This is a genomic window from Calyptranema fuscum S582 (assembly GCF_055793305.1).
The window spans coordinates 52,068-75,369 of the sequence record NZ_JBSLYH010000040.1 but is presented as its reverse complement, the minus strand read 5'-3'; the positions used below and the strand labels follow the sequence as shown (position 1 = coordinate 75,369).

General features: G+C 51.1%; 20 protein-coding genes. 16 read left to right on the top strand and 4 right to left on the bottom strand.

Translation table 11 applies throughout. From position 1 onward, the window contains the following. Window positions 1-216 precede the first annotated feature (216 nt). From ndhC to ACR6Z4_RS23405, 4 genes are all read left to right on the top strand, one after another. Window positions 217-579 carry a photosynthetic/respiratory NAD(P)H-quinone oxidoreductase subunit C gene (ndhC, locus tag ACR6Z4_RS23420; protein WP_479719747.1) on the top strand — a complete coding sequence of 121 codons (363 nt, stop codon included), beginning with the start codon at window positions 217-219 and terminating at the stop codon, window positions 577-579. Further along, window positions 570-1,286 carry a photosynthetic/respiratory NAD(P)H-quinone oxidoreductase subunit K gene (gene ndhK, locus ACR6Z4_RS23415; protein WP_479719746.1) on the top strand — a complete coding sequence of 239 codons (717 nt, stop codon included), beginning with the start codon at window positions 570-572 and terminating at the stop codon, window positions 1,284-1,286. The genes ndhC and ndhK overlap by 10 nt, the downstream gene beginning before the upstream one ends. After that, a complete protein-coding gene (locus tag ACR6Z4_RS23410) occupies window positions 1,279-1,803 on the top strand; it encodes an NAD(P)H-quinone oxidoreductase subunit J (protein ID WP_479719745.1) in 525 nt (174 codons plus the stop codon). The genes ndhK and ACR6Z4_RS23410 overlap by 8 nt, the downstream gene beginning before the upstream one ends. A 187-nt stretch (window positions 1,804-1,990) precedes the next feature. Beyond that, on the top strand, window positions 1,991-2,542 hold the full coding sequence (locus ACR6Z4_RS23405) for a DUF2854 domain-containing protein (protein WP_479719744.1): 552 nt from the start codon (window positions 1,991-1,993) through the stop codon (window positions 2,540-2,542). 244 nt (window positions 2,543-2,786) lie between these two features. On the opposite strand, the gene ACR6Z4_RS23400 is transcribed toward ACR6Z4_RS23405, so the two are convergent. Continuing rightward, complete coding sequence (locus ACR6Z4_RS23400) at window positions 2,787-2,966, bottom strand: hypothetical protein (RefSeq protein ID WP_479719743.1); 180 nt, start codon at window positions 2,964-2,966, stop codon at window positions 2,787-2,789. Between the two features lie 134 nt (window positions 2,967-3,100). On the opposite strand from ACR6Z4_RS23400, the gene ACR6Z4_RS23395 reads away from it, so the two are divergent. The 4 genes from ACR6Z4_RS23395 to ACR6Z4_RS23380 all read left to right on the top strand — a co-directional run bounded on the left by ACR6Z4_RS23395 (window position 3,101) and on the right by ACR6Z4_RS23380 (window position 7,366). Beyond that, window positions 3,101-3,244, top strand: a complete 144-nt coding sequence (locus ACR6Z4_RS23395; RefSeq protein WP_479719742.1) for a hypothetical protein — start codon at window positions 3,101-3,103, stop codon at window positions 3,242-3,244. 44 nt (window positions 3,245-3,288) lie between these two features. Beyond that, window positions 3,289-5,469, top strand: coding sequence for a caspase family protein (locus ACR6Z4_RS23390; protein ID WP_479719741.1), 2,181 nt, complete (start codon window positions 3,289-3,291; stop codon window positions 5,467-5,469). 194 nt (window positions 5,470-5,663) lie between these two features. Then, window positions 5,664-6,182 (top strand): acetolactate synthase small subunit, encoded by a 519-nt coding sequence (gene ilvN, locus ACR6Z4_RS23385; RefSeq protein WP_479719740.1) that lies wholly within the window; start codon window positions 5,664-5,666, stop codon window positions 6,180-6,182. 164 nt (window positions 6,183-6,346) lie between these two features. Next, on the top strand, window positions 6,347-7,366 hold the full coding sequence (locus ACR6Z4_RS23380; RefSeq protein ID WP_479719739.1) for an AAA family ATPase: 1,020 nt from the start codon (window positions 6,347-6,349) through the stop codon (window positions 7,364-7,366). Window positions 7,367-7,575: 209 nt separating this feature from the next. On the opposite strand, the gene ACR6Z4_RS23375 is transcribed toward ACR6Z4_RS23380, so the two are convergent. After that, entirely contained in the window at window positions 7,576-8,784 is a 1,209-nt protein-coding gene (locus ACR6Z4_RS23375) for an AmpG family muropeptide MFS transporter (RefSeq protein WP_479719749.1), read from the bottom strand. 287 nt (window positions 8,785-9,071) lie between these two features. Here ACR6Z4_RS23375 and pnuC point away from each other — a divergent pair, with 287 nt between their 5' ends. From pnuC to ACR6Z4_RS23360, 3 genes are all read left to right on the top strand, one after another. Then, complete coding sequence (gene pnuC / locus ACR6Z4_RS23370) at window positions 9,072-9,740, top strand: nicotinamide riboside transporter PnuC (protein ID WP_479719738.1); 669 nt, start codon at window positions 9,072-9,074, stop codon at window positions 9,738-9,740. Between the two features lie 129 nt (window positions 9,741-9,869). Continuing rightward, window positions 9,870-10,475, top strand: a complete 606-nt coding sequence (locus ACR6Z4_RS23365; protein ID WP_479719737.1) for a hypothetical protein — start codon at window positions 9,870-9,872, stop codon at window positions 10,473-10,475. A 196-nt stretch (window positions 10,476-10,671) separates the two neighbouring features. Then, complete coding sequence (locus tag ACR6Z4_RS23360; RefSeq protein WP_479719748.1) at window positions 10,672-10,956, top strand: hypothetical protein; 285 nt, start codon at window positions 10,672-10,674, stop codon at window positions 10,954-10,956. Window positions 10,957-11,070: 114 nt separating this feature from the next. On the opposite strand, the gene ACR6Z4_RS23355 is transcribed toward ACR6Z4_RS23360, so the two are convergent. Further along, window positions 11,071-11,379: a TMEM14 family protein gene (locus ACR6Z4_RS23355; protein WP_479719736.1), complete on the bottom strand. Its 309-nt coding sequence runs from the start codon at window positions 11,377-11,379 to the stop codon at window positions 11,071-11,073. 56 nt (window positions 11,380-11,435) lie between these two features. Between ACR6Z4_RS23355 and ACR6Z4_RS23350 the strand changes: the two genes are divergently transcribed. Beyond that, entirely contained in the window at window positions 11,436-12,740 is a 1,305-nt protein-coding gene (locus ACR6Z4_RS23350; RefSeq protein ID WP_479719735.1) for an ATP-binding protein, read from the top strand. A 102-nt stretch (window positions 12,741-12,842) separates the two neighbouring features. Here the strand turns inward: ACR6Z4_RS23350 and ACR6Z4_RS23345 are convergent, their stop codons facing one another. Next, the gene (locus ACR6Z4_RS23345; protein WP_479719734.1) at window positions 12,843-13,736 is read right to left on the bottom strand and encodes a S66 peptidase family protein; all 894 of its coding nucleotides are present in this window, start codon (window positions 13,734-13,736) and stop codon (window positions 12,843-12,845) included. Window positions 13,737-14,363: 627 nt separating this feature from the next. On the opposite strand from ACR6Z4_RS23345, the gene ACR6Z4_RS23340 reads away from it, so the two are divergent. The 4 genes from ACR6Z4_RS23340 to ACR6Z4_RS23325 all read left to right on the top strand — a co-directional run bounded on the left by ACR6Z4_RS23340 (window position 14,364) and on the right by ACR6Z4_RS23325 (window position 23,289). Next, complete coding sequence (locus ACR6Z4_RS23340) at window positions 14,364-19,106, top strand: PAS domain S-box protein (RefSeq protein WP_479719733.1); 4,743 nt, start codon at window positions 14,364-14,366, stop codon at window positions 19,104-19,106. 468 nt (window positions 19,107-19,574) lie between these two features. Continuing rightward, window positions 19,575-20,549, top strand: coding sequence for an alpha/beta fold hydrolase (locus ACR6Z4_RS23335; protein ID WP_479719732.1), 975 nt, complete (start codon window positions 19,575-19,577; stop codon window positions 20,547-20,549). 17 nt (window positions 20,550-20,566) lie between these two features. Beyond that, on the top strand, window positions 20,567-22,141 hold the full coding sequence (locus ACR6Z4_RS23330) for an Hsp70 family protein (RefSeq protein ID WP_479719731.1): 1,575 nt from the start codon (window positions 20,567-20,569) through the stop codon (window positions 22,139-22,141). Window positions 22,142-22,563: 422 nt separating this feature from the next. Continuing rightward, window positions 22,564-23,289 carry an EcsC family protein gene (locus ACR6Z4_RS23325; RefSeq protein ID WP_479719730.1) on the top strand — a complete coding sequence of 242 codons (726 nt, stop codon included), beginning with the start codon at window positions 22,564-22,566 and terminating at the stop codon, window positions 23,287-23,289. Window positions 23,290-23,302: the final 13 nt, after the last annotated feature.

Sequence of the window (23,302 nt, the reverse complement as noted above, 5' to 3'; positions counted from 1 at the left end):
CATAAAAAGAACTTGAATAACTCTTTTTGGGAGAGTGCGGCGGAGCCGCACTCTCCCAAAAAACTGTGGGTTTTAATTTTGCCAGGATCCTTAAGCAGTTGTTGTGGTAACTATAAGAACTTGTTGGGGTAAGTCTGTAAACCTGCTTGACTCAACTCAATACAAAACAAGTAACATAGTTTAAGATTTGGTTCTTTCGCAGCGGAATTATTACCTGTGTTTGTCCTGAGTGGGTACGAGTATCTTTTAGGATTTCTGCTAATCTGCGGACTACTCCCCGTGGTTGCCTTTGGAGCCTCTTTCCTGATCGCGCCCAAACGCAAGGGAGCAGAGCGCCGTTTGACGTATGAGTCTGGGATGGAGCCGATTGGCGGTGCCTGGATTCAATTCAATATCAGATACTATATGTTCGCTCTCGTTTTCGTCATCTTTGATGTAGAAACGGTTTTCCTCTATCCTTGGGCGGTTGCATTTAGTCAGTTAGGGCTGCTCGCGTTTGTAGAAGCGCTGATCTTTATTGCAATTCTTGTCATTGGTCTTGTCTACGCGTGGCGTAAAGGAGCACTGGAATGGTCATGAATCCTCCAGAAAAGATCATCAATCCGATTGGGACACCCAGCGTTACCCAAGATCTATCGGAAAACGTCATCCTCACCACTCTCGATGATCTGCACAATTGGGCACGGCTTTCTAGTTTGTGGCCTCTGCTTTATGGCACAGCGTGTTGTTTTATCGAATTTGCCGCGCTGATCGGTTCTCGCTTCGACTTCGACCGATTTGGGTTGATCCCTCGTTCTAGTCCACGCCAAGCCGACCTGATCATTACGGCTGGAACCATCACGATGAAAATGGCTCCGGCGCTCGTACGGCTGTATGAGCAAATGCCCGATCCAAAATATGTCATTGCCATGGGTGCTTGCACCATCACGGGTGGTATGTTCAGCGCTGACTCACCCACTGCCGTTCGGGGTGTCGATAAGCTGATCCCGGTGGATGTGTATATTCCCGGTTGCCCGCCTCGCCCCGAAGCGATTATTGATGCCATTATCAAACTGCGCAAAAAGATTGCCAACGAGTCTGTGATGGAACGGGGCAACTACGATCAGACCCATCGGTATTACACCACCGCTCACAAAATGAAGGTGGTTCCCGACATTTTCACGGGTCAATATCTCGAATCTGACACTCGTAAAGCGCCACCCAGAGAACTGATGGAGGCAATGGGAATGCCGATGTCTCCTGCATTACAAGAAGAAATTCAGAAGGAGACGGTGGATCGTGGCTGAAGAAGAATCTAAATTGGCAAGTGCCGCTGATGCCATTGTTGAAGCCGGTGTCGTTTCCAAATGGCTGACCGAGAATGGCTTTGAGCACGAAGCGCTAGAGTCTGATCACCTGGGTGTAGAAATTCTCAAGGTCGATCGCGATTTCTTGTTGCCTTTCTCAACGGCACTCTATGCGTATGGGTTTAATTGCCTGCAATTTCAGGGCGCATACGATACGGGACCGGGTGGCGAATTGGTTAGCGTCTACCATCTGATCAAAATTGCTGACAATGTTAGCAAGTCCGAAGAGGTCAGGGTCAAGGTGTTTTTGCCTCGCGAAGATCCTAGAGTTCCGTCGGTGTATTGGATCTGGAAAGGTGCCGACTGGCAAGAGCGCGAAAGCTACGATATGTATGGCATCGTCTATGAAGGGCATCCTAACCTGAAGCGCATTCTGATGCCCGAAGATTGGGTAGGTTGGCCCCTGCGGAAAGACTATATTTCGCCAGATTTCTACGAGCTACAAGATGCCTATTAGGCGAATGCCGTTGACCGTGCCACTAAACGGTTCACGGTCAACCGCACAGCAGATGCAAAAAAGCGTAAAAAGCAGGGTTGGCAGTGCCGATCCTGCTTTTTTAACTGCAAAGGTTTCTGAATTCTTCAACGTTCCCCATTGAATGCAAGAATGACGATAGAAGACGTTACGTAACCTTTCTTAAAATATGCTGGGTCAATTTTCTTTAGGATCATTGGGTTTGGTTGTGGGCGGGGTGTTGACCGTTGTAGGGTTTGCTGCCTATTTTTCCAATAGTCCAACGCTGAATTTAATTGGATTTTTCTATGGCATTCCGTTACTGCTGGGTGGGCTGGCTTTGAAAGCATCGGAACTAAAACCTGTGCCTCTGTCGCAGCGATCGCCCTCTGTCGCAGAATTGCGAGAAAAGCAGGCTACGGCAACCCAAAACCAAATTCGTAAAGATGTAACCCGCTATCGCTATGGGCAAAAAGCGCATTTAGATTCGTCGTTAAGCCATTTGGGACTCAGCCCAACCGATGAAGAAAGACCTGTGCTGGTGGGGCTACGAGAAGAAGACATTGAGGGTGCCTACGCATTGGTGCTGGAGTTTGAGTCTTACATGATCAAGTTTGACAAATGGCAGGAAAAACGAGAAAAGATGGAGCGGTTTTTTGGTCCTGGCTTACGCGTTGAGTTGAAGCCTCTAACAGAAGACGAACTGGAAGTTGCCCTGATTTCGACACCCGCCGCAAACTAAAAAGCATTGCTGAGGCGATGTCAGATATCGCCGTCCTAAATGAGTGGTTAGATAGGCGGGTTTTGAGAGGCGCACCCCTTCGGGGTGCGCCTCTCAAAATCTGTTGGGACAAAAAGCTTGAGCGGGAAACCGAAGGTTTCCCGCTCAAGCTTTTTATCCAATGAAGTGAACTCAGTCTTGCCCCGTGCGAAACAAGCCAGCCAACTTTACAGTCTTAAAGAGAAGGAGCTGTTTAGTGTTGCCGTTAAAGCGGTGTTTGATGAGGGGGAACGGTTTCTATTCCCATCATGCGCAACTTTAATGTGTAACCTGGAATATCAAAAGCAATGCGATCGCATGTCCGATCGCCTTCAGTTTGTCGGAAATCGATGCAATGGGGACTGTAGTCAATAACTGAAGGTTGCGAGATTGCCTGAATCGTCACTCACATTATTCCGATCAAACGGATACCACCCCTAAAAGGGACAAAGATGGGGGTTCTCATGTTTGTCCCTTTACCTGGCTGGTTAAAAGAAACTATCCATCCATAGAAAAATACGTTAAGCAAATGGACACCTCTTGACCGTTGCGTTGACTCCTTTACAGGGGGAGTGCGGCAACGGATCGGTTAGCCCTGGCAGCATTGCCATCGTTAGCCTGATTTTTAGTCCCTTTTTTTGGGTTGCTTCGACCCGTTCGGACATTAAACGCGATCGCTCATAACACAGAGTCTAGACGAATATCCTATAGCATTTTAAGAACTGCCAATGGTTAGGGTAGCGCTGCTGATTGGAGTCAGCCATTACGGACAAGGATTCAATTCGCTACCCGGTGCTGCTAAAGACGTGGAAGCACTGGGTCGGGTTTTGCAACAGGTAGATATTGGCGATTTCACAGAGGTTCAGCGGTTGGTTGACCCTGACCCCACGGAAATGGGCACTGCCATTCAGACCCTATTTGATGGTCGCAAAAAAGAAGATGTGACCCTGCTTTTCTTTTCGGGTCACGGCATTAAAGACGAGCAAGGTCGCCTGTATCTGGCAACGAGCAAAACGGCTAAAGATGCGCGAGGGTCTTTAATTAAAGCAACAGCACTTCCGGCGAGCTTCATTCATGATCTGATGATCAACAGTCGTTCTCGACAACAGATCATTATTCTCGATTGTTGTTTTAGTGGGGCATTTGCCGAAGGGTTAGCCGCCAAAGACGATGACTCCGTCAATCTCAAAGATCAGTTGATTGGCTCAGATTCCCATGCAAGTCCGGGTGAGATGCCAGCAGCAGGGGAAGGTCGAGTGATTCTAACCTCTGCAACTTCGACCCAATATTCGTTTGAACAACGCGATGCGCAACTATCGGTTTATACCCGTTATTTGGTCGAAGGTTTGGAAACGGCGGCGGCAGATCAAGATAATGATGAAGTGATTTCTGCCGATGAGTTGCATGAGTTTGCTGCCAAGAAGGTGAGAGAAGCGGCTCCTGCGATGAAGCCAGAAATTTATGCGGTCAAACAAGGCTACAAAATTTGCATTGCCAAAGCCTTAATTAGCGATCCCAAATTGAAATATCGCAAAGAGGCAGAACGGTTTGCCAGCCACGGAAAATTTTCTCCGGCAGGTCGAACGGCGTTAGATCAATTGCAAGCTGAACTGGGGCTGCATCGCGATGTGGCACAACAGATTGAGGCAGATGCCCTGAAACCGCACCAGGAATATCGCAAGAAGCTGCAAGACTACGGGCGCGTGTTTTTGAACATGACCCGACCCTCCGGAAAGATCCAGGCTATGGATCGGCAAGATCTGGTGCAGTTGCAGCGAGTGTTGAAACTGCGGGATGAGGACATTGCTCCCTTAGAAACGTACATTCTGCAACGGTATTATCCAGCTCCAGTGCCCGTTTCTGAGTCCGCGATCGCCCTCTCACCTACGGCTGAAATAGACCATACGGAAAGCGAACCCAGCGCGGAGCCGAATTCCCCCAATGCAACCGTTGCTGTCATTCCCCTAGTCGAGACAACGCCGACTCAGGGGACTAGACCGTCAAAAGATTTAAACCCGGTGGTTGCGATCGCCGTCACGCCCAAGCACCGCTCGGTGCTGAAATTGCCCATGAAGATCATGCTAATTATTTTGGCAACAGTCGGCATTGGGGCAGGGGGCACGGTGCTGGCTCGACCCGATCTTTGCCAGCGGATCAGTCCTGTGATCTGTCGCTCACCTGAGCCGGAGAACCCCAGGGTCAATCAGGCATTTGCCGCCGTTGCCGAGGTAGAACGCTTAACCCGCGATGCCAGAGCCAAAGCGGAGCAAAGAACCGACTGGGAGCCGAGTGTATTGCGCAAGGAATGGAATGCGATCGCCTTTCGGTGGCAAGAGGCATGTGCTTTGCTGGATGCGGTGTTAGTCGATCTGGATGAATCTGACCCCCTCTACGTGCAGACGTTACCCAAACGCAAGCAATGTGAGGCAGAACTGGCATATGCCACTGCCATTATCAAAAGCATTACGGCGACTGACTTAGCCCAGACCAATGGTGCGCCAGATCGGTGGCAGGATATTCTCGATAGAAAGCAATGGCAAGACATTATCGAACTTTGGCAGCAGGCGATCGCATCGTTAGAAAGCATTTCTGCCGACAATAGCGAAACCTATAGTGCGGCTCAACGGCTGATCAATCGTTATCGCGATCAACTCAGCAATGCTCACCAGGCACAAGCGTATGCCCCCTTGCGGCGGGCAGTGGCGATCGCCCAAGAAGCCGATAGTTTGCAGACCGCACCCCCCCAAACCGCTAGCGATTGGCTGCGCATTGCCAGCCTGTGGGATCAAGCCCTGAGAGAACTTCAGCAGGTTGATCCCAGCGTGCCCGAATACTACCAAAAAGCGCAAGGGAGGATGGTGCCGTACCAAAACAACCGCAATTTTGCTCAGCAAATGGCATCCGGGTAATTGCCAGCTGTCATGGTGGAGGAAACCTGTGGTTTCCTTCACCATGACAAGCCGATAGATTCGCCGATGGACTTATGCTGTGGGTAGACGAAAGTCAGATAGAATTAGAGTTTGGAATTGCTATCGCTAAGTCTGGTAAAACCTTAGCCATGGCTTTTTTTGTAGTGCCAGCGTGCTGGTAGAGCAGCATTGTTATGAAACATACCCTTTCCGTGTTGGTTGAAGATGAGGCAGGCGTTTTGTCTCGCATTGCCGGGTTGTTTGCCCGTCGTGGGTTTAATATCGAAAGTTTGGCAGTGGGGCCGGCAGAGCAGTCCGGCATTTCTCGCATCACTATGGTCGTACCGGGAGATGATCGGGCGATCGAGCAAGTCACTAAGCAGCTCTACAAGCTTATCAACGTGCTGAAGGTACAAGATATTTCAGAAATCCCTTGTGTCGAACGAGAACTGATGTTGTTAAAGGTCAATGCCAACAGTTCTACTCGTTCTGAAGTGATTGGGCTGGCACAAATCTTTCGGGCGCGCGTGGTGGATGTGGCAGAAGATTCGCTGACGCTGGAGGTCGTGGGTGATCCCGGTAAGATGGTGGCGATCGTGCAGGTTCTGAATCGGTTTGGGATTCGTGAAATTGCTCGCACCGGAAAAATTTCTCTCGTCCGCGAGTCGGGTGTGAATACAGAATATCTCAAGTCTCTGGAAGCTAAGGTTTAGACGACGCATGAAGGTGTGAGGCATTCACCGCAGGTGAATGCCTCACATTCTGCTTTCCATAGCGGTATGCATTAGGGTTAGGACGGGGTGCAGGGGTGAAACCCCTGCGTGGGGCACTGCCCCCGCCCTCTAGTGTCCTAACTGGATTGCGTAGAATCATATCCATGAAGACGCGTGGTTTGACGTTAGGGAAATTTGCCCCGCTGCATCGCGGACACCAATGGGTGATCGAGACGGCGTTATCTGAAATGGATGACGTGGTGGTAATTGTCTATGATTGCCCTGAAACCACACGGATTCCGTTGAGTGTGCGGTCAAATTGGCTGCGACGCCTGTATCCAACGGTGCAGGTGATCGAAGCCTGGGATGGGCCAACTGTGGTCGGTGATACGCCAGAGATTCGCCAATGCCATGAAGAGTATGTGTTAAACCGGCTGCAAGTGCGGGATATTACTCATTTCTACTCCAGCGAGTTTTATGGAGCACATATGAGTTTGGCACTGGGTGCAGTCAATCGGTTGGTAGATTGCGATCGCCTTCAAGTCCCCATTTCTGCGACTCAAATCCGTCAGAATCTGTTTGCTCATCGGGATTGGATGCCTCCACTGGTGTATCGTGACTTGATCACGAATGTCGTCTTTCTGGGCGCACCGTCTACGGGTAAAACAACGATTGCCGAACGTCTTGCCGAAGAATTCAATACTGTATGGATGCCGGAGTATGGGCGAGAGTATTGGGAACAGCATCAGGTCAACCGTCGCCTATCGCTAGAGCAATTGGTGGCGATCGCTGAGACGCATTTAGAACGCGAGGAAGCGCTGTTGTGGCAAGCCAATCAGGTTCTCTTCACCGATACCAACGCCATCACGACCTACCTGTTTTCACTGGCGTATCACACCACGGCTGCACCTCGATTGCTCGAGCTGGCAAATCAAGCGGTGTCTCGTTACGACTTGGTGTTTCTTTGCGAGACCGATATTCCCTATGACGATACCTGGGATCGTTCAGGCGATGCCGATCGGCAGGTGTTTCAAAAACAGATTGTGGCTGATTTGATCCAACGCAAATTGCCATTTATTCGCCTGCGGGGTGATCTGGCAACTCGGGTAGAACAGGTAAAACGGATTTTGGCACAATACCAGACATACACCAATTTGTTTGAATGGCATCCGCTACAACTCTGATTGCACTCCCTGCGACCTCCGAGGTTTCTACCCTGAGACCTCCGAGGTTTCCAAAACCTCCGATATAACTCTGATCGCACTCCCTGAGACCTCCGAGGTTTCCAAAACCTCGGAGGTCTGATGCCTCACTGTCACCCCACAACACCGTATTATTTGGACGTGCGCGCCTTCGGCGCGCACGTCCAAATAATAGATAATTTTGACCTTGTTCACTCGTCCAGGCTTGTGTCCTGCGTGTTCCAGGGGGCAAACCAGGGCAACAGCAACAGCCCCGGTAGGGCTGCGACCAGGGTTAATAAAAAGAACATAGACCATCCGGTTTTGGCAGCAATGATGCCCGCAGGAGCCACCAAAATGTCACGACTAAAGGCATAGAGACTGGTCAATAGGGCAAATTGAGTAGCAGAAAACTTGGGATTGCACAGACTCATCAGAAACGCGACAAAGGCAGCTGTGCCCAATCCGCCACAAAAGTTTTCCAGGTTAATTGCCAGCACCATAAAGGAATAGTTGTGCCCCAAATTTGCCAACCCGAAATAGACCAGGTTGCTAACCGCTTGCAGCCCACCAAATACCCAGAGAGAACGGTGAATGCCCAACTGGCTGAGGATGGCTCCCCCTAACATGACGCCAACGATGGTGGCGATTAGCCCCATACCGCCTTGAATGGCACCAATATCGGTTTGCGTAAAGCCAATTTGCAACAGGAAGGGAGTCGCCATGTTGCTGACCAATCCATCTCCCATGCGATAGAGGATGATGAAGATCAGAATCAGGACGGCACGGATGATGCCCGATCGCGTGAAAAACTCTTGAAACGGCAAGATGACCGCATCCAATAGGGTCGTAGGGTGTTGTTGGCTGCGTTCTGGTTCGGGTGCCCAGAGGGATGCCAGAATGCTGAGGGACATTAACCCAGCGATGAGCAAATAGACGAGTTGCCAGGGCATCTGATCTGCCAGAATCAGCGCCAGCGAACCTGTCACGAGAAGAGCAATGCGGTATCCTAAGACGGCGATCGCTGCCCCAGCTCCCAGTTCTCGTTCTTCTAGCACATCGACGCGGTAAGCATCAAAGGCGATATCTTGAGTGGCGCTCAAAAAGGCAATCAGCAACGCATTTACTGCGATTAACTGCAAGGTCTGCGTTGGATTTTGTAAGCTCATTGCGGCGATCGCCAGCACCAGCAACACTTGCGTCACCACCAGCCAACCGCGCCTGCGACCCAAAAACGGGGGCACGTAGCGATCGATCAACGGCGACCAGATAAATTTGAGGGAATACGGTAGCCCCACCAGGCTAAACAGTCCGATGACTCCCAGATCGACGTCTGCCTGGGTCATCCAGGCTTGCAGTGTGCGACTGGTGAGATATAAGGGCAATCCAGAGGCAAACCCCAGAAAGATCAGGGCAGCCATCTTACGACTCTGGAAGACGTCCAGGAGCGATCGTACAGTTTTCACAAGGGCAGTTCCAAATTTGACACGATGATTTTTCTAAGGATCGTGGATTAAATAAGACCGAATATTGAATCATTTGTAGGGGCGAACGGCCGTTCGCCCCTACAACAAATCATCGACTTTATTTAATTTTCATTCCTAAGAGAGCGACGGCGAAGCCGTCGCTCTCTTAGAAAAAATGAGGTTTTATTAAATCTACGATCCTAAGATACACTGCCATCCGTGAGGAAGATTTAACCGCAGCCATGATGCATCTGTTCAGTGTAAAGGCGATCGCATTTACCATTCTGGGGTATCCCATGAGCTACATTGAGCTGGTGGGCACGTTGTTTTATCTGTGGTCGGTTTGGCTGATCTCTCAACGACGGATTCTCACCTGGCCGATTGGCATCATCAGCGTGTTGCTTTACATGGCATTGTTCTACCAGATCCAGCTCTATTCTGATGCTCTGGAGCAAGTTTACTATCTAGCTGCCAGTGCCTATGGGTGGTGGTATTGGGTGCGATCGCCCCAGACATCGGGCACGATTCTCGCCGTTCGCTTCAGCTCATTCCGCTGGATTGGGGTTGGAGTGGTGCTATCAAGTCTGCTGTCCCTGCTGCTGGGGGCATTGATCAGCCGCATTCATCTGATAGTCCCGGCATGGTTCCCCGCACCTGCATCTTTTCCGTATCTGGATGCCTGGACAACGGTGATGAGCTTTACGGCAATGGGGTTGATGGCACGCCAGCGCATTGAGAGTTGGCTGTACTGGATTTTGGTTGATGTGATTGGTATTGGTTTGTATTACGTGAAAGACGTAAAATTTGTGTCGTTGCTGTACGTGATGTTGTTGGGGTTGGCGATTCGGGGATTTGTGACCTGGGTCAAGGCAGAAAAAAAATCTGGGTCTGTCAGGATCTTAAATCGATGAACCTGCGGGTTATTGCGATCGCATTTTCCAAAAAACTCTTGGGTTTTATTTAATTCTCATTCCTTAGCTGGTTGGTTATCTTAGGGTAGAGTGAAAGACTAAAGCTGACGTTCCCACGGATTGGTGGTTATGCTGACACAGATCGTGCGTCCGATGGTTCGCACTCAACTTCGATTATTGGCAAACAGTCAGGCGACCCGTTCCACTCTGGTGAATACGATCGCTCAGTGGCTTGGCTTTTTAGGAGTGCATGCGCAAGTTACGCAGTTGGATGCGAACTCTGATCGGATTCAAGTTTCGTTGACCGTGGGCAGACCAGAGGCGTGTGATCCTCATGATTGGGAACAAATTCTACGCAATTTGCATCAGCCTAAAACAAAAGATGAAGGGGTGATCACGTCGATTGCGGAAATGACACCCTCGCAACAGAGTAAACTGCATCGCCTCTGGGCATATGTGATTCAGATTGGCGACCCTGAACAACCCGCCCATTGGGACTCGTTATATCCGCAGTTGCGCGGGTTAGGGTTTGATGAGATGACGATGTTGGGAATTCGTTCGGCGTTAAAAGTGCCGCAATCGTTGGATCATTTGATGGATGGCATTGATGCCGATGTCGCGGCGATCGCCTTACCCAATGCCGTCAGTATTGCGTTGCTCGATCGCAAGGTCAATCCATCGGAAGATAAAGCCCTGTCTGCCTTGTTAGAAGCTATGAAACAATCTGCTGCTTAACGCTATGCCGCCATTTCTAAGTCCCGATTTATCAAGCCGATCGCTAGGGCGTGGTTTAAAACTCTCTCAGAGGGTTGTTTTTTCGCGCGCGAAGCGCACGCAAAAACACCCTTTAAAACAGACCCTAGATCAAAGATTATTCACCCATCCCCAGTCCATCGTCAGAGTGCAACGTCAGTCTAAAAAGCAACCGGGGTTGTGGCTGGGTGTTTTGGCACTATGGGTGACATCGGGAAACGTGGTGCCTGCGATCGCATTACCGCCACCCGAGGATATTCCAGAAGAGGTGTTGCGGACAGAAATTATTACGGAAGCGCGATCGCCCGTTGATGGTGAAGAATTGACTGCGGCAGAATATGCCGAACTGGAAGAACAGCTTCAAGCAAGAGAATGGACGCCCGATATGGATCCCAGGGTGCGCCATCTGATTTTTCTGTTGCAAATTCGACGGACAATTCGTACCTTCACCCCATTTTTGTAGAGATGCGATCGTGATTTGCGTATGAATGAGGACAGGCAACCCAAGGTTGCCTGTCCTCATTCATACCTACTCAAAACGTGATCAATCGCGTCTCTCAAACCAGGACGGGGAGAGTTAGATTGCCAGCACCATGGCGGTAAAAGCCGCGATGCCTGTCAGGAGCATGACCCCCGATGGCATAAACTTGCGGGTTTTTCCTAGCCGAATGGCAAACACCACCATTAAGACAGCCGCGATCGCCGCTGCCAACATTAACCCCACATTGAACCCTTGCAGTTGCAGGATTCCGCCTAACACCAACAAGATGCCGCTGACTAGACCAGAGATCAACGACATTTTGCTTTGAGCTTGCTTGTAGCCAATAATGCCGCCGATGATAGCCAACAACCCATACGCGATCGCTGCAACAATTCCCAGAGTCATGAGAGTTACGTCGTAAAGTCTACACGGGAGCGCGCCAAAGCCAGTAGAGTAAAAGAATGGACAGTCAAATTGTGCAGTCAATTCAAACTCTTCAGGCGCAAGCAGCGTCCTTACTGCTTTATCAGTCTGTTCTCAAGGGTGACATCGGTCAAGCCTTTCTTAATGTGCTGCAAACATTGCGACAGGGCGATCGCCTTGCCTGCCACTATGCCTATGGGGAATGGTTTAGCACCCTGGCACGCCATCGGCAAACCTGGCAAGACTATTTATTGATGCAAATTTTACGGGCTGACAATCCTTTCACCCGTCAGGTACAGCAAACCAACTGGTCAGATTTGCCCAAACCCTTCATTGCCGCCGCTCAATCAGATTTGCGCATTCTCCAAAGTCTGCATCTATTTAGCAGTAGCCAGCTCAGTCATTGGATGCAGGTTGTCACGGGGATGCCCGATGTGCCAGTGGTTTGGGATGGTGATGATGCCACAGGGTTCACCAACCTGCCAACCCGACAATCGTCGATCCGGTTGATGTTGCAAGACATGGCGGACTGGGCAGACGCCTTAGAAGAACTGGTGAATTACTATTGCTGGATGGGCACCGGATTGTTTGGTGACTACTGGGCGTTGCGCTGGCAATCGGGTCAATTTATCGGCATTGCCCACCCTGACCCGGTGCGGTTGGATGAACTGGTGGGATATGAGTTGCCAAAACAGCTATTGCTGCAAAATACAGAAGCGTTGCTGTCCGGCTATCGTGCTTTGCATGTGTTGCTCTATGGCAGCCGGGGCACGGGCAAATCGTCGTTGGTCAAAAGTTTGTTGCATGCCTATGGCGATCGCGGTTTACGGTTGATTGAAGTTGCCAAATCCGATCTCAAGGATTTGATTGTCATTGTCGAGCAACTGCGCGGTTTGCCGCAAAAGTTTATTGTGTTTGTCGATGACCTGTCGTTTGAAGCCGATGAAGACGCGTTTAAAGCGTTAAAAGTTGTGCTGGAAGGCAACCTGACAGCTCGCCCCCAGAACATGGTGGTCTATGCCACCTCCAACCGTCGCCACTTGATCCGCGAATTTTTTGGCGATCGCCCCCGCCCTAGTGATGCTGATGAAGTCCATTCCTGGGATACGGTGCAGGAAAAGCTATCGTTTAGCGATCGCTTTGGCTTAACGCTGACCTTTGAACCTGCCGACCAGACCACTTATCTTCAGATCGTGCATCATCTAGCCGCAGAATTGCATTTAACGATCGATGCCAGCGACTTAGAGTATCGCGCCTTGCAATGGGCAACCCGACACAACGGGCGATCGGGACGCAGTGCGCGACAGTTTATTGATTTTCTTCAGGCAGAGTTGGCGCGATAGGGTATCAACTAGTGGTCTGTCCATTAAAAATTGACGGTTAAAACGGGTGATGTGCCGCGCGAAGCGCGGCACATCACCCGTCAGAAAATACTTGACCAAGTACTAGAGCAAGACTTGTAGAATTCCGCGATCGCCATCGAGTCGAGCTGGCATGCCAACGGGTAAGGCAGCATTGGCACCATCGTGCCCAAACGGTAGATCTGAAACAATCGGGATGCCCAGGTCAGACAGGCGATCGCGCAAGACTCCTTCGGCTGTAAAGCTTGGCACATTGGCAGGTGCTTCACACTGGCTAAACCGTCCTAACGCAATCCCCCGAATTTTTTCGAATGCCCCGGTCATGCGCCACTGGGTCAGCATTCGATCGATCCGATAGGGCGCTTCTGAAACATCTTCGAGGGCTAAGATGACACCGTCTAAATCCGGCTGGGCTGGCGTATGTAACAGATGGGTGGCAACCGTAAGATTGGCAGGCAGCAACAACCCCGTCACCTGTCCTCCTCCCCACCCTTTGCCCTGCAACGGTTCTAGCGATCGCCCCTGCACCCAATTAAACAAGCGCTGAATCGACCACTCCGGTTCCGCCGAGAGCGTTGTTAATAATGCCCCATGTACCCCCGCAACCCCTTGCTTGCTCAGGCTCCACAGCAAACTGGTAATATCCGAAAAGCCAATCAGCCACTTGGGTTCTATCAGTTGCCAATCCCAGTCTTCTAGCAATCGGGCACCGCCATAGCCTCCTCTGGCACAGAGAATTCCACGACACTGCGGATCATCCAATGCCAGCCGCAATTGGTCGCGACGCACGTCATCTTTGCCCGCCAGATATCCCCAACGTTCGTCATAGGTGGCGCTCACCTCCACCCGAAAGCCATGCGATCGCCAAATATCGACGCCTCTTTGAAAGGCTTCCCGTTCTCGTAAGGCACCGCTGGGTGCGATCGCTCTCAGCAAATCGTCAGGTTTTAGGGGAGGGGGTAGTTTACAGGGCAGCATTCAGACATCCAGACGAAAAGGATAGGGAAGAGTGGCTTAAAGCACATTCATCCCGGTTATTTTGAGAACAGGAATTTTTTTGGCAGAAACTCCTGTTTCTAAAATTGAGCCAGGGTAGATGTGGGTGGAGGTTCGACCTCTTAGGGTACTACGAACGCCGCTGCCACGAGCTAGCCATGGTAGGTGGGTCGGTAGCATGGGTTATATAAACTATGGATGTGTATTACAGCGCTTCGCGCTGGGATAGGGTTAGATTTTTTGTTGTGTGCCGCGCTCTGCGCGGCACACAACAAAAAATCTGTGGCTTCAGCCATTGAAAATGGCTGTCAGGGATGTTTTCCAGACAATAGGCAATGGTTATAGGGCGATCGCAGGGTGAGCTTTTAACGAATCTATAAGCTAAATTAAAATCTTGCAAGAGATGTCTCTAATCCGATTCGTGGCATTACTACATCCTGGGATAAATTTGAGGATAGACTGTCGTCTTGCGATGTCAATTCATCCTGCGGGTCAGCCAGCTCCATGCCGTTGTCCTGATTTGCCTGAACGGATGACGAATTGTGGAGTCGCTGGCATCGTCGCGATCGCCCAACCTAGAGGAGCGCTCGAACCACGGAGTGTATGCCTATGAGATTTCAGCTTTCTGATTGGCGATCGCATTTAGCATCCCGGCGACCGGCTCGATATCGACTCAAACTACCGCTTCATCTGGTTTTGACGATACCGTTTGTGGTGCAGGTTGTTGGCATTGTTGGTCTCATTGGCTATTTGTCTTATCGCAGCGGGCAGGACGCTGTTGCTGATCTGGCGAACCAATTAATTGAAGAAATTGGCGATCGGGTTGAGCAAAACCTCGATCGCTATTTTTCAGTACCTCGAACGGTGACGCAAACCAATGCGGCGTTGTTGCGACAGCAGCATCTTGATGGGTATGACCTGGCAATGATGCAGTCCTACTTTGTCCAGCAAATGCAGATCTTCCCTAACCTCAGTGCCACGGCGATCGCCAACGAAGCGGGTGAATTTTTGGCGGTAGAACGACCCCAACCAGACTCGTTGATTATTCGCAGACTGGATGCAGCGTCACCAGATCACGCGTTTAACCGTTATTTAGCCGATCAAACGGGACAAAACCTGAGACTGCAAGAAACCCGACACAACTACGATCCGCACAACGATCCACCGGGCAACCCCTGGTATACCCAGGCGCGGGAGGCGAGACAGGGAATTTGGACGTTGGGCGTTAACTTATCCCAAGGTCAAGACAAACCGATTCTGCATCTGGTTAAATTTCTTCCCTTTTATGATGCAGATGGCACGTTTCAAGGGGTGTTGGGTTCCAGTATCTATTTGACGCAACTGGGCGAATTTCTCCGCAGCTTAGATACGGGCAGTACGGGGCAAGTATTTTTAATAGAGCGCAATGGCTTATTAGTTGCCACCTCGACCGACGAAGTTCCCTTTGACCGCACCTCTGCTGAGAATCATATCAACAACGTCACGGTTCAGCATCGCCGCTTAGCAGCTCTCTATAGTAAGAACCCCCTGACGGCGGCGGCGACGACGCTGTTATCCCAACAGCCGATCGCCTTAGATCAGATCACCCATCCTATTCAGTTGCAGTTGCTGTTTCAACACCAGCGCTATTTTGTTCAGGTGACGCCGCTCAGGGGCGAACTCGATTGGCTCATGGTCGTGGTGCTGCCAGCATCAGACTTTATGGGCGAAATCCACGCCAATACCCAGCGCACGGTTTTATTATGTGGCTTAGCCTTAGTGGGGTTAATTGCCGTGAGTGTGTGGACGGCTAGACGGATTGCGCGATCGCTGCTCCGCATCACCCATGCGACTCAGGATTTTACCGATGGTGCCCTCGATCATCCCCTGCCTGCCACCAGGATTATTGAGTTAGAAATGTTATCTGACTCGTTTCGCCGGATGATAAAAGCCCTGCAACAGGCGGATCAACTGCGGCAAAATTATGCCCAAGAGCTAGAACAACAGGTGGCTGAAAAAACCGCTGCGCTGACTGAGGCTCAGCGCATTGCTCGGGTAGGTAGTTGGGCATTTGATGTGACCACGGGGACAAGTACCTGGTCAGCCGAACAGTTTCGCATCCTGGGACTTGCAGAAGAGGCAGGGATACCCGCCTATCCAGAGATTTTTAAGTTATTGCCGCCAGACGATCAGCCGAAGATGCAGGCTGCGGTAGAACGCGCGATCGCCGATGGCACACCCTACGAAGTAGAGCATCGTATGATCCGCTCGGATGGCTCCATCTGTTATGTGATCAGCCGGGGCGAGGCAATCGTCAATGAGCAGGGGCAGGTGGTGCAACTGGTCGGCACGATCACCGATATCAGCGATCGCAAGCAAGCCGATCTGGAGCTGCAAGAAAGTGAAGCCCGTCAACGTGCCATTTTGTCTGTCATTCCCGATCTGATGTATATCGTGGATGCCGAGGGCACCATTTTGGATCACGTCACCGTTCAGCCATACATCGATCCGTTGGGGCTTGATCGGCATCCCCTGGGTAAAACCATCCATGACGTGGGTTCTGCCGATATCGTGCAGCGCAAAATAGAGGCAATTCGACAGGCTCAGCTGACGGGTAAGGTACAGACCTACGAGCAGCAGATCATGCGGAACGAGCATTTGCCAGATCAAGACTCTGGGCAGATCCAGTACGAAGAAGTGCAGTGCGTTCCGATGCAAGGCGATCGCTTCTTATTCGTGTTTCACGACATTACCCTGCGCAAACAAACAGAACTGGCGCTGCGCGATTCTGAACTCAAATTCTCTAATATTTTTCATACCAGCCCTGACTCAGCTTGGATTTCCACCCTTGCCGAAGGACGAATATTGGATGTAAATGTTCGCCTCACGACGTTTCTAGGCTATTCTCGCGAAGAAATCTTAAATCGAACCTGTAGGGATTTAAATTTATGGCACGACCTAGAGGACTTCACTTACTTTCTGCACACCCTCGAACAAGACGGTAAAATCGAAGACTTTGAAGTGGTCTTTCGCCTGTCATCAGGCGAATGTCGAACCGTATTACTCTCAGCAACCGTCAGTTATATTGACAATCAAGACTGTGTGATTGGTTTACTCAAAGATATTAGCGATCGCAAAAAAATTGAAGAACAACTGCGCCAAAGCGAAGCGACCAATCGTGCTCTGCTGGTTGCTATCCCCGATCTGCTCTTGCGGATTGGTCGAGATGGGTCTTGCTATGACTTTATTCCACCCGCTGATGGGCAGCAGGGGATGTTTCTCCCCATTCATCAGCACCTGTCAGAAGTTCTCCCCCCTGACCTGTTGGACTATGAGTTGCAGCGGATTGATCAAGCCTTAAAGACCGGGGAGTTACAAGTTTGGGAGCATCAAATTTTAAAGCAGGGGAAGCCCGCTGATGAAGAAGTGCGTCTGGTGCCCTGTGGTAGCGATGAGTGTCTGGTGATTGTGCGCGATATTACCGATCGCAAGCAAACAGAAACGGCGTTGCAGCAAAGTGAAGCCCGCTTTCAAACGCTGGTGACCAATATGCCAGGAATGATCTATCGCTATTTTCCCGGTGAGGATCTGGCAGGGATGTTTACCTATGTTAGCTCTGGCTCATCCGAATTGTTGGAGCTGCAACCTGCTGCCATTCTGGAGGATGTCCATAGGGTCTGGGACTTAGTCCACCCCGACGATTTACCTGCGTTGCAGGAGTCCCTGGCGATCGCTCTGGAGAATGGCTCGCCATGGCAATGGGAAGGGCGTCTGACGACCCCATCGGGTTGCCTGAAATGGATACAGGGGAACTCTCGCCCCCAACACACCGATGATGGTGTGGCATGGGATGGATTATTTCTCGATATCACTGCCCGCAAACGCGCCGAACAACAACTGCAACATGCCAAGGAAGCGGCTGAAGTGGCGAACCGTGCCAAAAGTACCTTTCTGGCGAACATGAGCCATGAACTCCGTACCCCTCTCAATATTATTTTGGGGTTCACTCAACTCATGGATCATGATCCCACCCTGACGCTGGAACAGCAAGAAAACCTGAAGCTGATTCACGATAGCGGTGAGCATTTACTCAAGCTCATCAATGATGTGCTGGACATCTCTAAGATTGAAGCCGATCGGCTAATCTTGGTGCAACAAGAGACCGACCTTTTCCATTTGCTGCACTCGTTGCAGGGGATGTTGAGTCAGCGCGCCCTGAACAAGGGGTTGCAATTGCATTTAAATCTAGCGCCAGGGGTGCCTCAATATGTGGTGGTGGATGGGCAAAAATTGCAGCAAGTGCTGATCAATCTGCTCAATAACGCGATCAAATTTACCCAGCAAGGGTTGGTGCAATTAACGATTTCGGCACATCCTTCTATTCCCCTATCGCAGAAAGAGGCAAAGCCTTTCTATTTCCTCGCCTTCCAAGTCAGCGATACCGGGATTGGCATTGCACCCCAAGATTTAAGTTCGATTTTTGATCCCTTTACCCAGGCATCTGTCGGTCAACATGCCCAGGAAGGTACGGGGCTGGGGTTACCGATTAGCCAGCGGCTTGTGCAGTTGATGGGGGGAGAGATCACGGTATCTAGTGCTTTAGGTCAGGGCAGCACCTTTGGCTTTACCATTCCGGTGCAAGTTACCCAGGCGACCCATACCCAACTGTCACAGACGACTCAAATCGTGAATGGGCTGGCACCCGATCAACCTCGCTATCGAATTATGGTGGTCGATGATCGGGGCGAAAATCGAATATTGCTGTTCAAACTGCTGCAACCGCTGGGATTAGAGTTGTTAGAAGCCACGAATGGCGAGGATGCGGTGTCGCTTTGGCAGCAATGGCAGCCCCATCTCATCTGGATGGATATTCGGATGCCGGGGTTAAATGGCTATGAAGCCACCCAACGGATTCGGCATCTGGAGCAAGGTATGGCTGATCGGGCGGAGTCTCACCCCACGATCATCATTGCGCTGACGGCTCAAGCTTCTCCGGGCGATCGCGACCTTGCCCTTGCCGCTGGCTGTACTGACTACATCAGTAAACCGTTTCAAGTTGAAACGTTGTTGAATAAACTGGCTGAACATCTGGGCGTGCGCTATACCTACGCCGCTGCCAGTTCTATCTCTGCGCTGGCTTTAGCTACTCACCCGCCGTTAACGTGTGAAGATCTAGCCGTGATGCCTTCAGATTGGTTGATTGCTCTCTATCAGGCTGCACTCTCGTGTGACGAAAAAATTGTGCTGCCGCTGATCCAGGACATCCCATCTGAATACAGTGCCTTGGCAGTGAGTTTAGAAACCCTGGTTCAAGATTTTGCGTTTGAACAAATCATCAAACTCACACAGGGTTGCCTTGAGCAAACCTCCTAAATCTGTAGCGATCATGCTGTTTGAAAGAGCGATGGCAAAGCGATCGCACTCTTGAATCGCATCAGGGATCAAATGCTGCACTCCGCCCAGCATTTGATCCCCATCACCTGTCCTACCGCGCTTCGCGCCTGGATATATAGCGGTGTGCAAGTTCGTTAAGTACAGAAACGGTGTTGTGGGGCGCTCCGCGCCCCACAACACCGTACTGAATCAACCTGCACAGCGCTATATTTAGTTTTTTGTTGTGTGCCGCGTAGAGCGCGGCACACAACAAAAAACCTGTGGTTCAAGCAATTGAAAATTGCTGCAATTGGATTATGTCAGGCTATAGAAGGATGGGTCTTCTACGGATTAGACTGGAATTAGGGGTGCTCTTACCACTAGTTTTTTAGCCTGATTTTGTGCAAAGCGATCGCGATCGCGTCGTTTTGCGTCCGTTCTGGCAACCCCTCAGGATACGATAGAGATATGATCAAGACCGCTGTGATCAGGGGAGTGCCTCACGTCTACGAGATGACGCCCCCAACCGATAATAATGTTGTACTGGTGTTTATTCATGGCTGGTTATTAAGCCGTGAATACTGGTCGCCTACCATTCAGCGACTGTCTGCCGACTATCAATGTTTGTCGTATGATCTGCGAGGGTTTGGCGACTCTCAACCGAGTTCTCGACCCCTTGCCGCAAGCGCCAATCCTACTGCACCCCTATCCCAGACTGACCGGGGCGATCGCTCTGTCTGGTCTTCCCACCATCAACTGACCAGCACCGCCGCTGCTATCTTAACCGAAGCGTCAGAGTCTCCCTATCGACCGGCTGCTTACGCCCAAGACCTGATGAATCTGCTGCAACAGCTCAATATTACCCGTGTCTGGCTAATTGGGCATTCCCTCGGTGGCAGCATTGCTCTGTGGGCAGCCGACCTGATGCCAGCGGTCGTGCAGGGGGTGATCTGTGTCAATTCTGGAGGCGGGATTTATCTCAAAGAAGAATTTGAACGATTTCGCGCCGCCGGACAACAACTGGTGAAGTTACGCCCTCGCTGGTTGTGTTACCTGCCCCTGCTCGATCTGATGATGACGCGATTAAATGTTGCCCATCCGCTGGCACGGCACTGGGGGCGAAAGCGGTTGATGGATTGGGTGGTTGCCCATCCGGAAGCGGCTGTAGGGACACTGCTAGACTCGACGACCGAAGCAGAAGTTCACTATTTGCCTCAACTGATTGCTCGCCTGCCGCAACCCGTCCATTTCATTGCCGGAGCCAATGATGATGTCATGGAACCCCAATACGTTCGTCATCTGGCAAGCTTTCATCCCTCATTTCAGTCGGACGATGGCAATGTCACAGAAATTCCCGATTGCGGACATATGGCAATGTTAGAGCAACCCGAAGCGGTCGCCCATGAATTGCACAGCATTTTGGCGCAGCATTCTAAGAGATAGGGTGGAGAACAGATCGGATGACGGCGATCGCCATCGATTTTGGCACAAGTAATACAGTGGTCAGCATCTTAGAACCCGATACCCAAGTGCCGAAGTCGTTGCGCTTTCCTGGGATTTCGCGGGTTTTTAGGGGCAAAAATGCGAAGGGTGATCTGCTAGAAGTGCCGGTGGTTCCTTCGTTGGTGTTCGTCAATCGTGCCGATCAGTTAACCTTTGGCGAACAGGTGCGATCGCAACGGTTGGGGGTGAGTCAACCCGATCGCCTGTTCAAAGCGTTTAAGCGCGATCTGGCAGCCGATTTTCAGCCCCCACCCCGACAATTAGACGGGCAAAGCTATAGTGCCGAAAGCATTTCCGAAATCTTTTTGCTGCACATCTGGCAACAACTGGCAGAGCAACAGATCTACCCGTCTCAAGTGATTTTTACAGTGCCCGTCGGTGCCTTCGAACGCTATCTCGATTGGTTTCGTGACCTGGGCAATAGTTTGGGGGTGGATCAGGTGCAACTGGTGGATGAATCGACGGCGGCGGCGTTGGGCTATGCCGTGCAGCGTCCCGGTGCGCTGGTATTGGTGATCGATGTGGGTGGCGGGACGTTGGATTTGAGCCTGGTGCGAACGGCGATCGCCCCTGGCTACCAGACTCATCGGGCAGAAGTGCTGGCAAAAGCCGATGCCTATATCGGTGGTGAAGACATTGACCTGTGGATTGTTGAAGACTATTTGCAGCAGATTGGTTCATCGCGCGATGCCGTTGGGGCTGTGGGTTGGCAAACCTTGCTGGCGATCGCCGAACAGTTGAAAATTCAACTTTCAAAACAACCCGAAGCCAAAGAAAGCTGGCTCGACGACGCTACGTTTACGTCGTACGACATCAGCCTCAACCGCGCCCAACTGGAAGACATTTTAGAAACACGGCAACTGCTTGAACAACTGCGGCAAGCCCTTGATGAGCTACTGGCGATCGCCCTCAGTAACGGTATTGCCAAAGCCGAGATCGACCAGGTGCTTTTGGTCGGGGGCAGTTCTATGATCCCGGCAATTCAGCAATTGGTGTTGTCCTATTTTGGTAAACAGCGGGTTGCCCTGCACAAACCGTTTGAAGCCGTTGCCCACGGTGCCCTGGCATTGAGTCAGATTGAGGCGATCGCCGATTACCTGCACCATAGTTATGCCATTCGCCTCTGGGAACCCTATGCCAAAACTTGTTCGTACTACCCCTTATTTGAACGGGGGACTCAGTATCCCTGCCAACGTCCTGAACTGCTGATCTTACAGGTCGCCAGCGATGGACAGGCAGATATTCGTCTGGATATTGGCGAAGTGGCTGAGGTCACTCAGGCAGAGATGATTTATGACGCCCAAGGGCGCATGACCAGCACAACAGTTCGGCGGCAGGACGCCTATCGTTCGCTCGATCTCAACCACGATGAAGTCTGTGTTGCCCATCTTGATCCACCCGGTCAGATCGGCAGCGATCGCATTTCCGTTCAGTTTGAAGTCAATGAACAACGAGTTTTGTTAGCAACCGTTCGCGATCTGCTGACCCAACAGATTTTGCTAGACAAGGGAGTGGTTGCCCGATTGCAGTAGTCATCGGTTGAATCTGTCGCAGGTGCCATCAAAATCTCAGCCTGTTTACAGCCTGGGATGGATCAATCGAATCACGCTTCCTGGCATAGTTATCCTCATCCGAGAGTACGGGATGATGCTCATCAGCTATTAGCTGGTTGTCATCGGTACTCTGGGAACTGACAAGGTTCGAACTCCCTCACCTCAAACCTCTCTCCCGCTACGGGAGAGAGGCTTTGAGAACCCGCGAAGTTTTGATTGGTTCCCTGCTTCTCTCTTCATAGGGCAGCCGAAGATCTGGTTAGGACGGGGGTGCGGGGGCTGTGCCCCCGGACAGGGGTTCCACCCCTGCACCCCGTCCTAACTAACTACTCAATTGCTATGGCTGAAGGGGCAGAGAATGAGGAAAAAGCAGCTTTTTAATCGTTATGAGCTTGAATAGGATGACAGACGCAGGGGTGGAATCAAAGGCGGCAGAAAACGGAGCCATTCAGGTCAGCCAGACCCAACCGTTTGGTGAGAACCCGACACCATCGGCGATCGCGGCATTGGCAGAGGCGGCTGGAATTCTTGCCTATCAAGTGTTAGAAAAAGCCACGGAAACGGTGGGCAAAGCGATCGCTCCGATCGCCGATCATTCGTTGGTGAAATACATTGCCAAACTGCCGGGGATCAAGTACCTGGCAACGGCATTAGGGCAGGTGGATGCAGCCAAAATTGAAGCAGAGATTGCTGATCTGCGGCAGCGATATCCCTACGAAACTCGCACCCAACTGACCCACCGCATTGTCCTCGACTACACGTTTAAAGCCGCAGGAGTGGGACTGGCGACCAATATCTTACCTCCGGTGGCACTCACGCTGATGGCGGTTGATATCGCGGCGATCGCCCAACTCCAGGCTGAGATGGTGTACAAAATTGCCGCAGCCTATGGCTTTTCCCTTAAAGATCCAACCCGACGCGGAGAAGTATTGGCAATCTATGGCATGTCTATAGGCGGATCGAGTGCCATCAAATCCGGCTTAAGCCTGGTTGAACTGGTGCCCGTTGTCGGTGCCGTCGTCGGCGCATCCAGTGATGCTGCATTGCTCTATTCGTTGGGATATGTTGCCAGCCACTATTACGAAGCAAAAGTCAACACGCGCGATCGTTCAACAGGGGCGAAATAAATTTGTTATTCTG

Excerpts from the sequence above, each read along its gene's own strand:
- ACR6Z4_RS23345 (WP_479719734.1), bottom strand. The coding sequence starts at position 13,736 with ATGCTGCCCTGTAAACTACCCCCTCCCCTAAAACCTGACGATTTGCTG.
- ACR6Z4_RS23380 (WP_479719739.1), top strand. The coding sequence starts at position 6,347 with ATGAAGACGCGTGGTTTGACGTTAGGGAAATTTGCCCCGCTGCATCGC.
- ACR6Z4_RS23350 (WP_479719735.1), top strand. The coding sequence starts at position 11,436 with ATGGACAGTCAAATTGTGCAGTCAATTCAAACTCTTCAGGCGCAAGCA.
- ACR6Z4_RS23340 (WP_479719733.1), top strand. The coding sequence starts at position 14,364 with ATGAGATTTCAGCTTTCTGATTGGCGATCGCATTTAGCATCCCGGCGA.
- ilvN (WP_479719740.1), top strand. The coding sequence starts at position 5,664 with ATGAAACATACCCTTTCCGTGTTGGTTGAAGATGAGGCAGGCGTTTTG.
- ACR6Z4_RS23355 (WP_479719736.1), bottom strand. The coding sequence starts at position 11,379 with ATGACTCTGGGAATTGTTGCAGCGATCGCGTATGGGTTGTTGGCTATC.
- ACR6Z4_RS23375 (WP_479719749.1), bottom strand. The coding sequence starts at position 8,784 with ATGGCTGCCCTGATCTTTCTGGGGTTTGCCTCTGGATTGCCCTTATAT.
- ACR6Z4_RS23330 (WP_479719731.1), top strand. The coding sequence starts at position 20,567 with ATGACGGCGATCGCCATCGATTTTGGCACAAGTAATACAGTGGTCAGC.
- ACR6Z4_RS23335 (WP_479719732.1), top strand. The coding sequence starts at position 19,575 with ATGATCAAGACCGCTGTGATCAGGGGAGTGCCTCACGTCTACGAGATG.
- ACR6Z4_RS23365 (WP_479719737.1), top strand. The coding sequence starts at position 9,870 with ATGCTGACACAGATCGTGCGTCCGATGGTTCGCACTCAACTTCGATTA.
- ACR6Z4_RS23390 (WP_479719741.1), top strand. The coding sequence starts at position 3,289 with ATGGTTAGGGTAGCGCTGCTGATTGGAGTCAGCCATTACGGACAAGGA.
- pnuC (WP_479719738.1), top strand. The coding sequence starts at position 9,072 with ATGATGCATCTGTTCAGTGTAAAGGCGATCGCATTTACCATTCTGGGG.
- ACR6Z4_RS23325 (WP_479719730.1), top strand. The coding sequence starts at position 22,564 with ATGACAGACGCAGGGGTGGAATCAAAGGCGGCAGAAAACGGAGCCATT.
- ACR6Z4_RS23405 (WP_479719744.1), top strand. The coding sequence starts at position 1,991 with ATGCTGGGTCAATTTTCTTTAGGATCATTGGGTTTGGTTGTGGGCGGG.
- ndhK (WP_479719746.1), top strand. The coding sequence starts at position 570 with ATGGTCATGAATCCTCCAGAAAAGATCATCAATCCGATTGGGACACCC.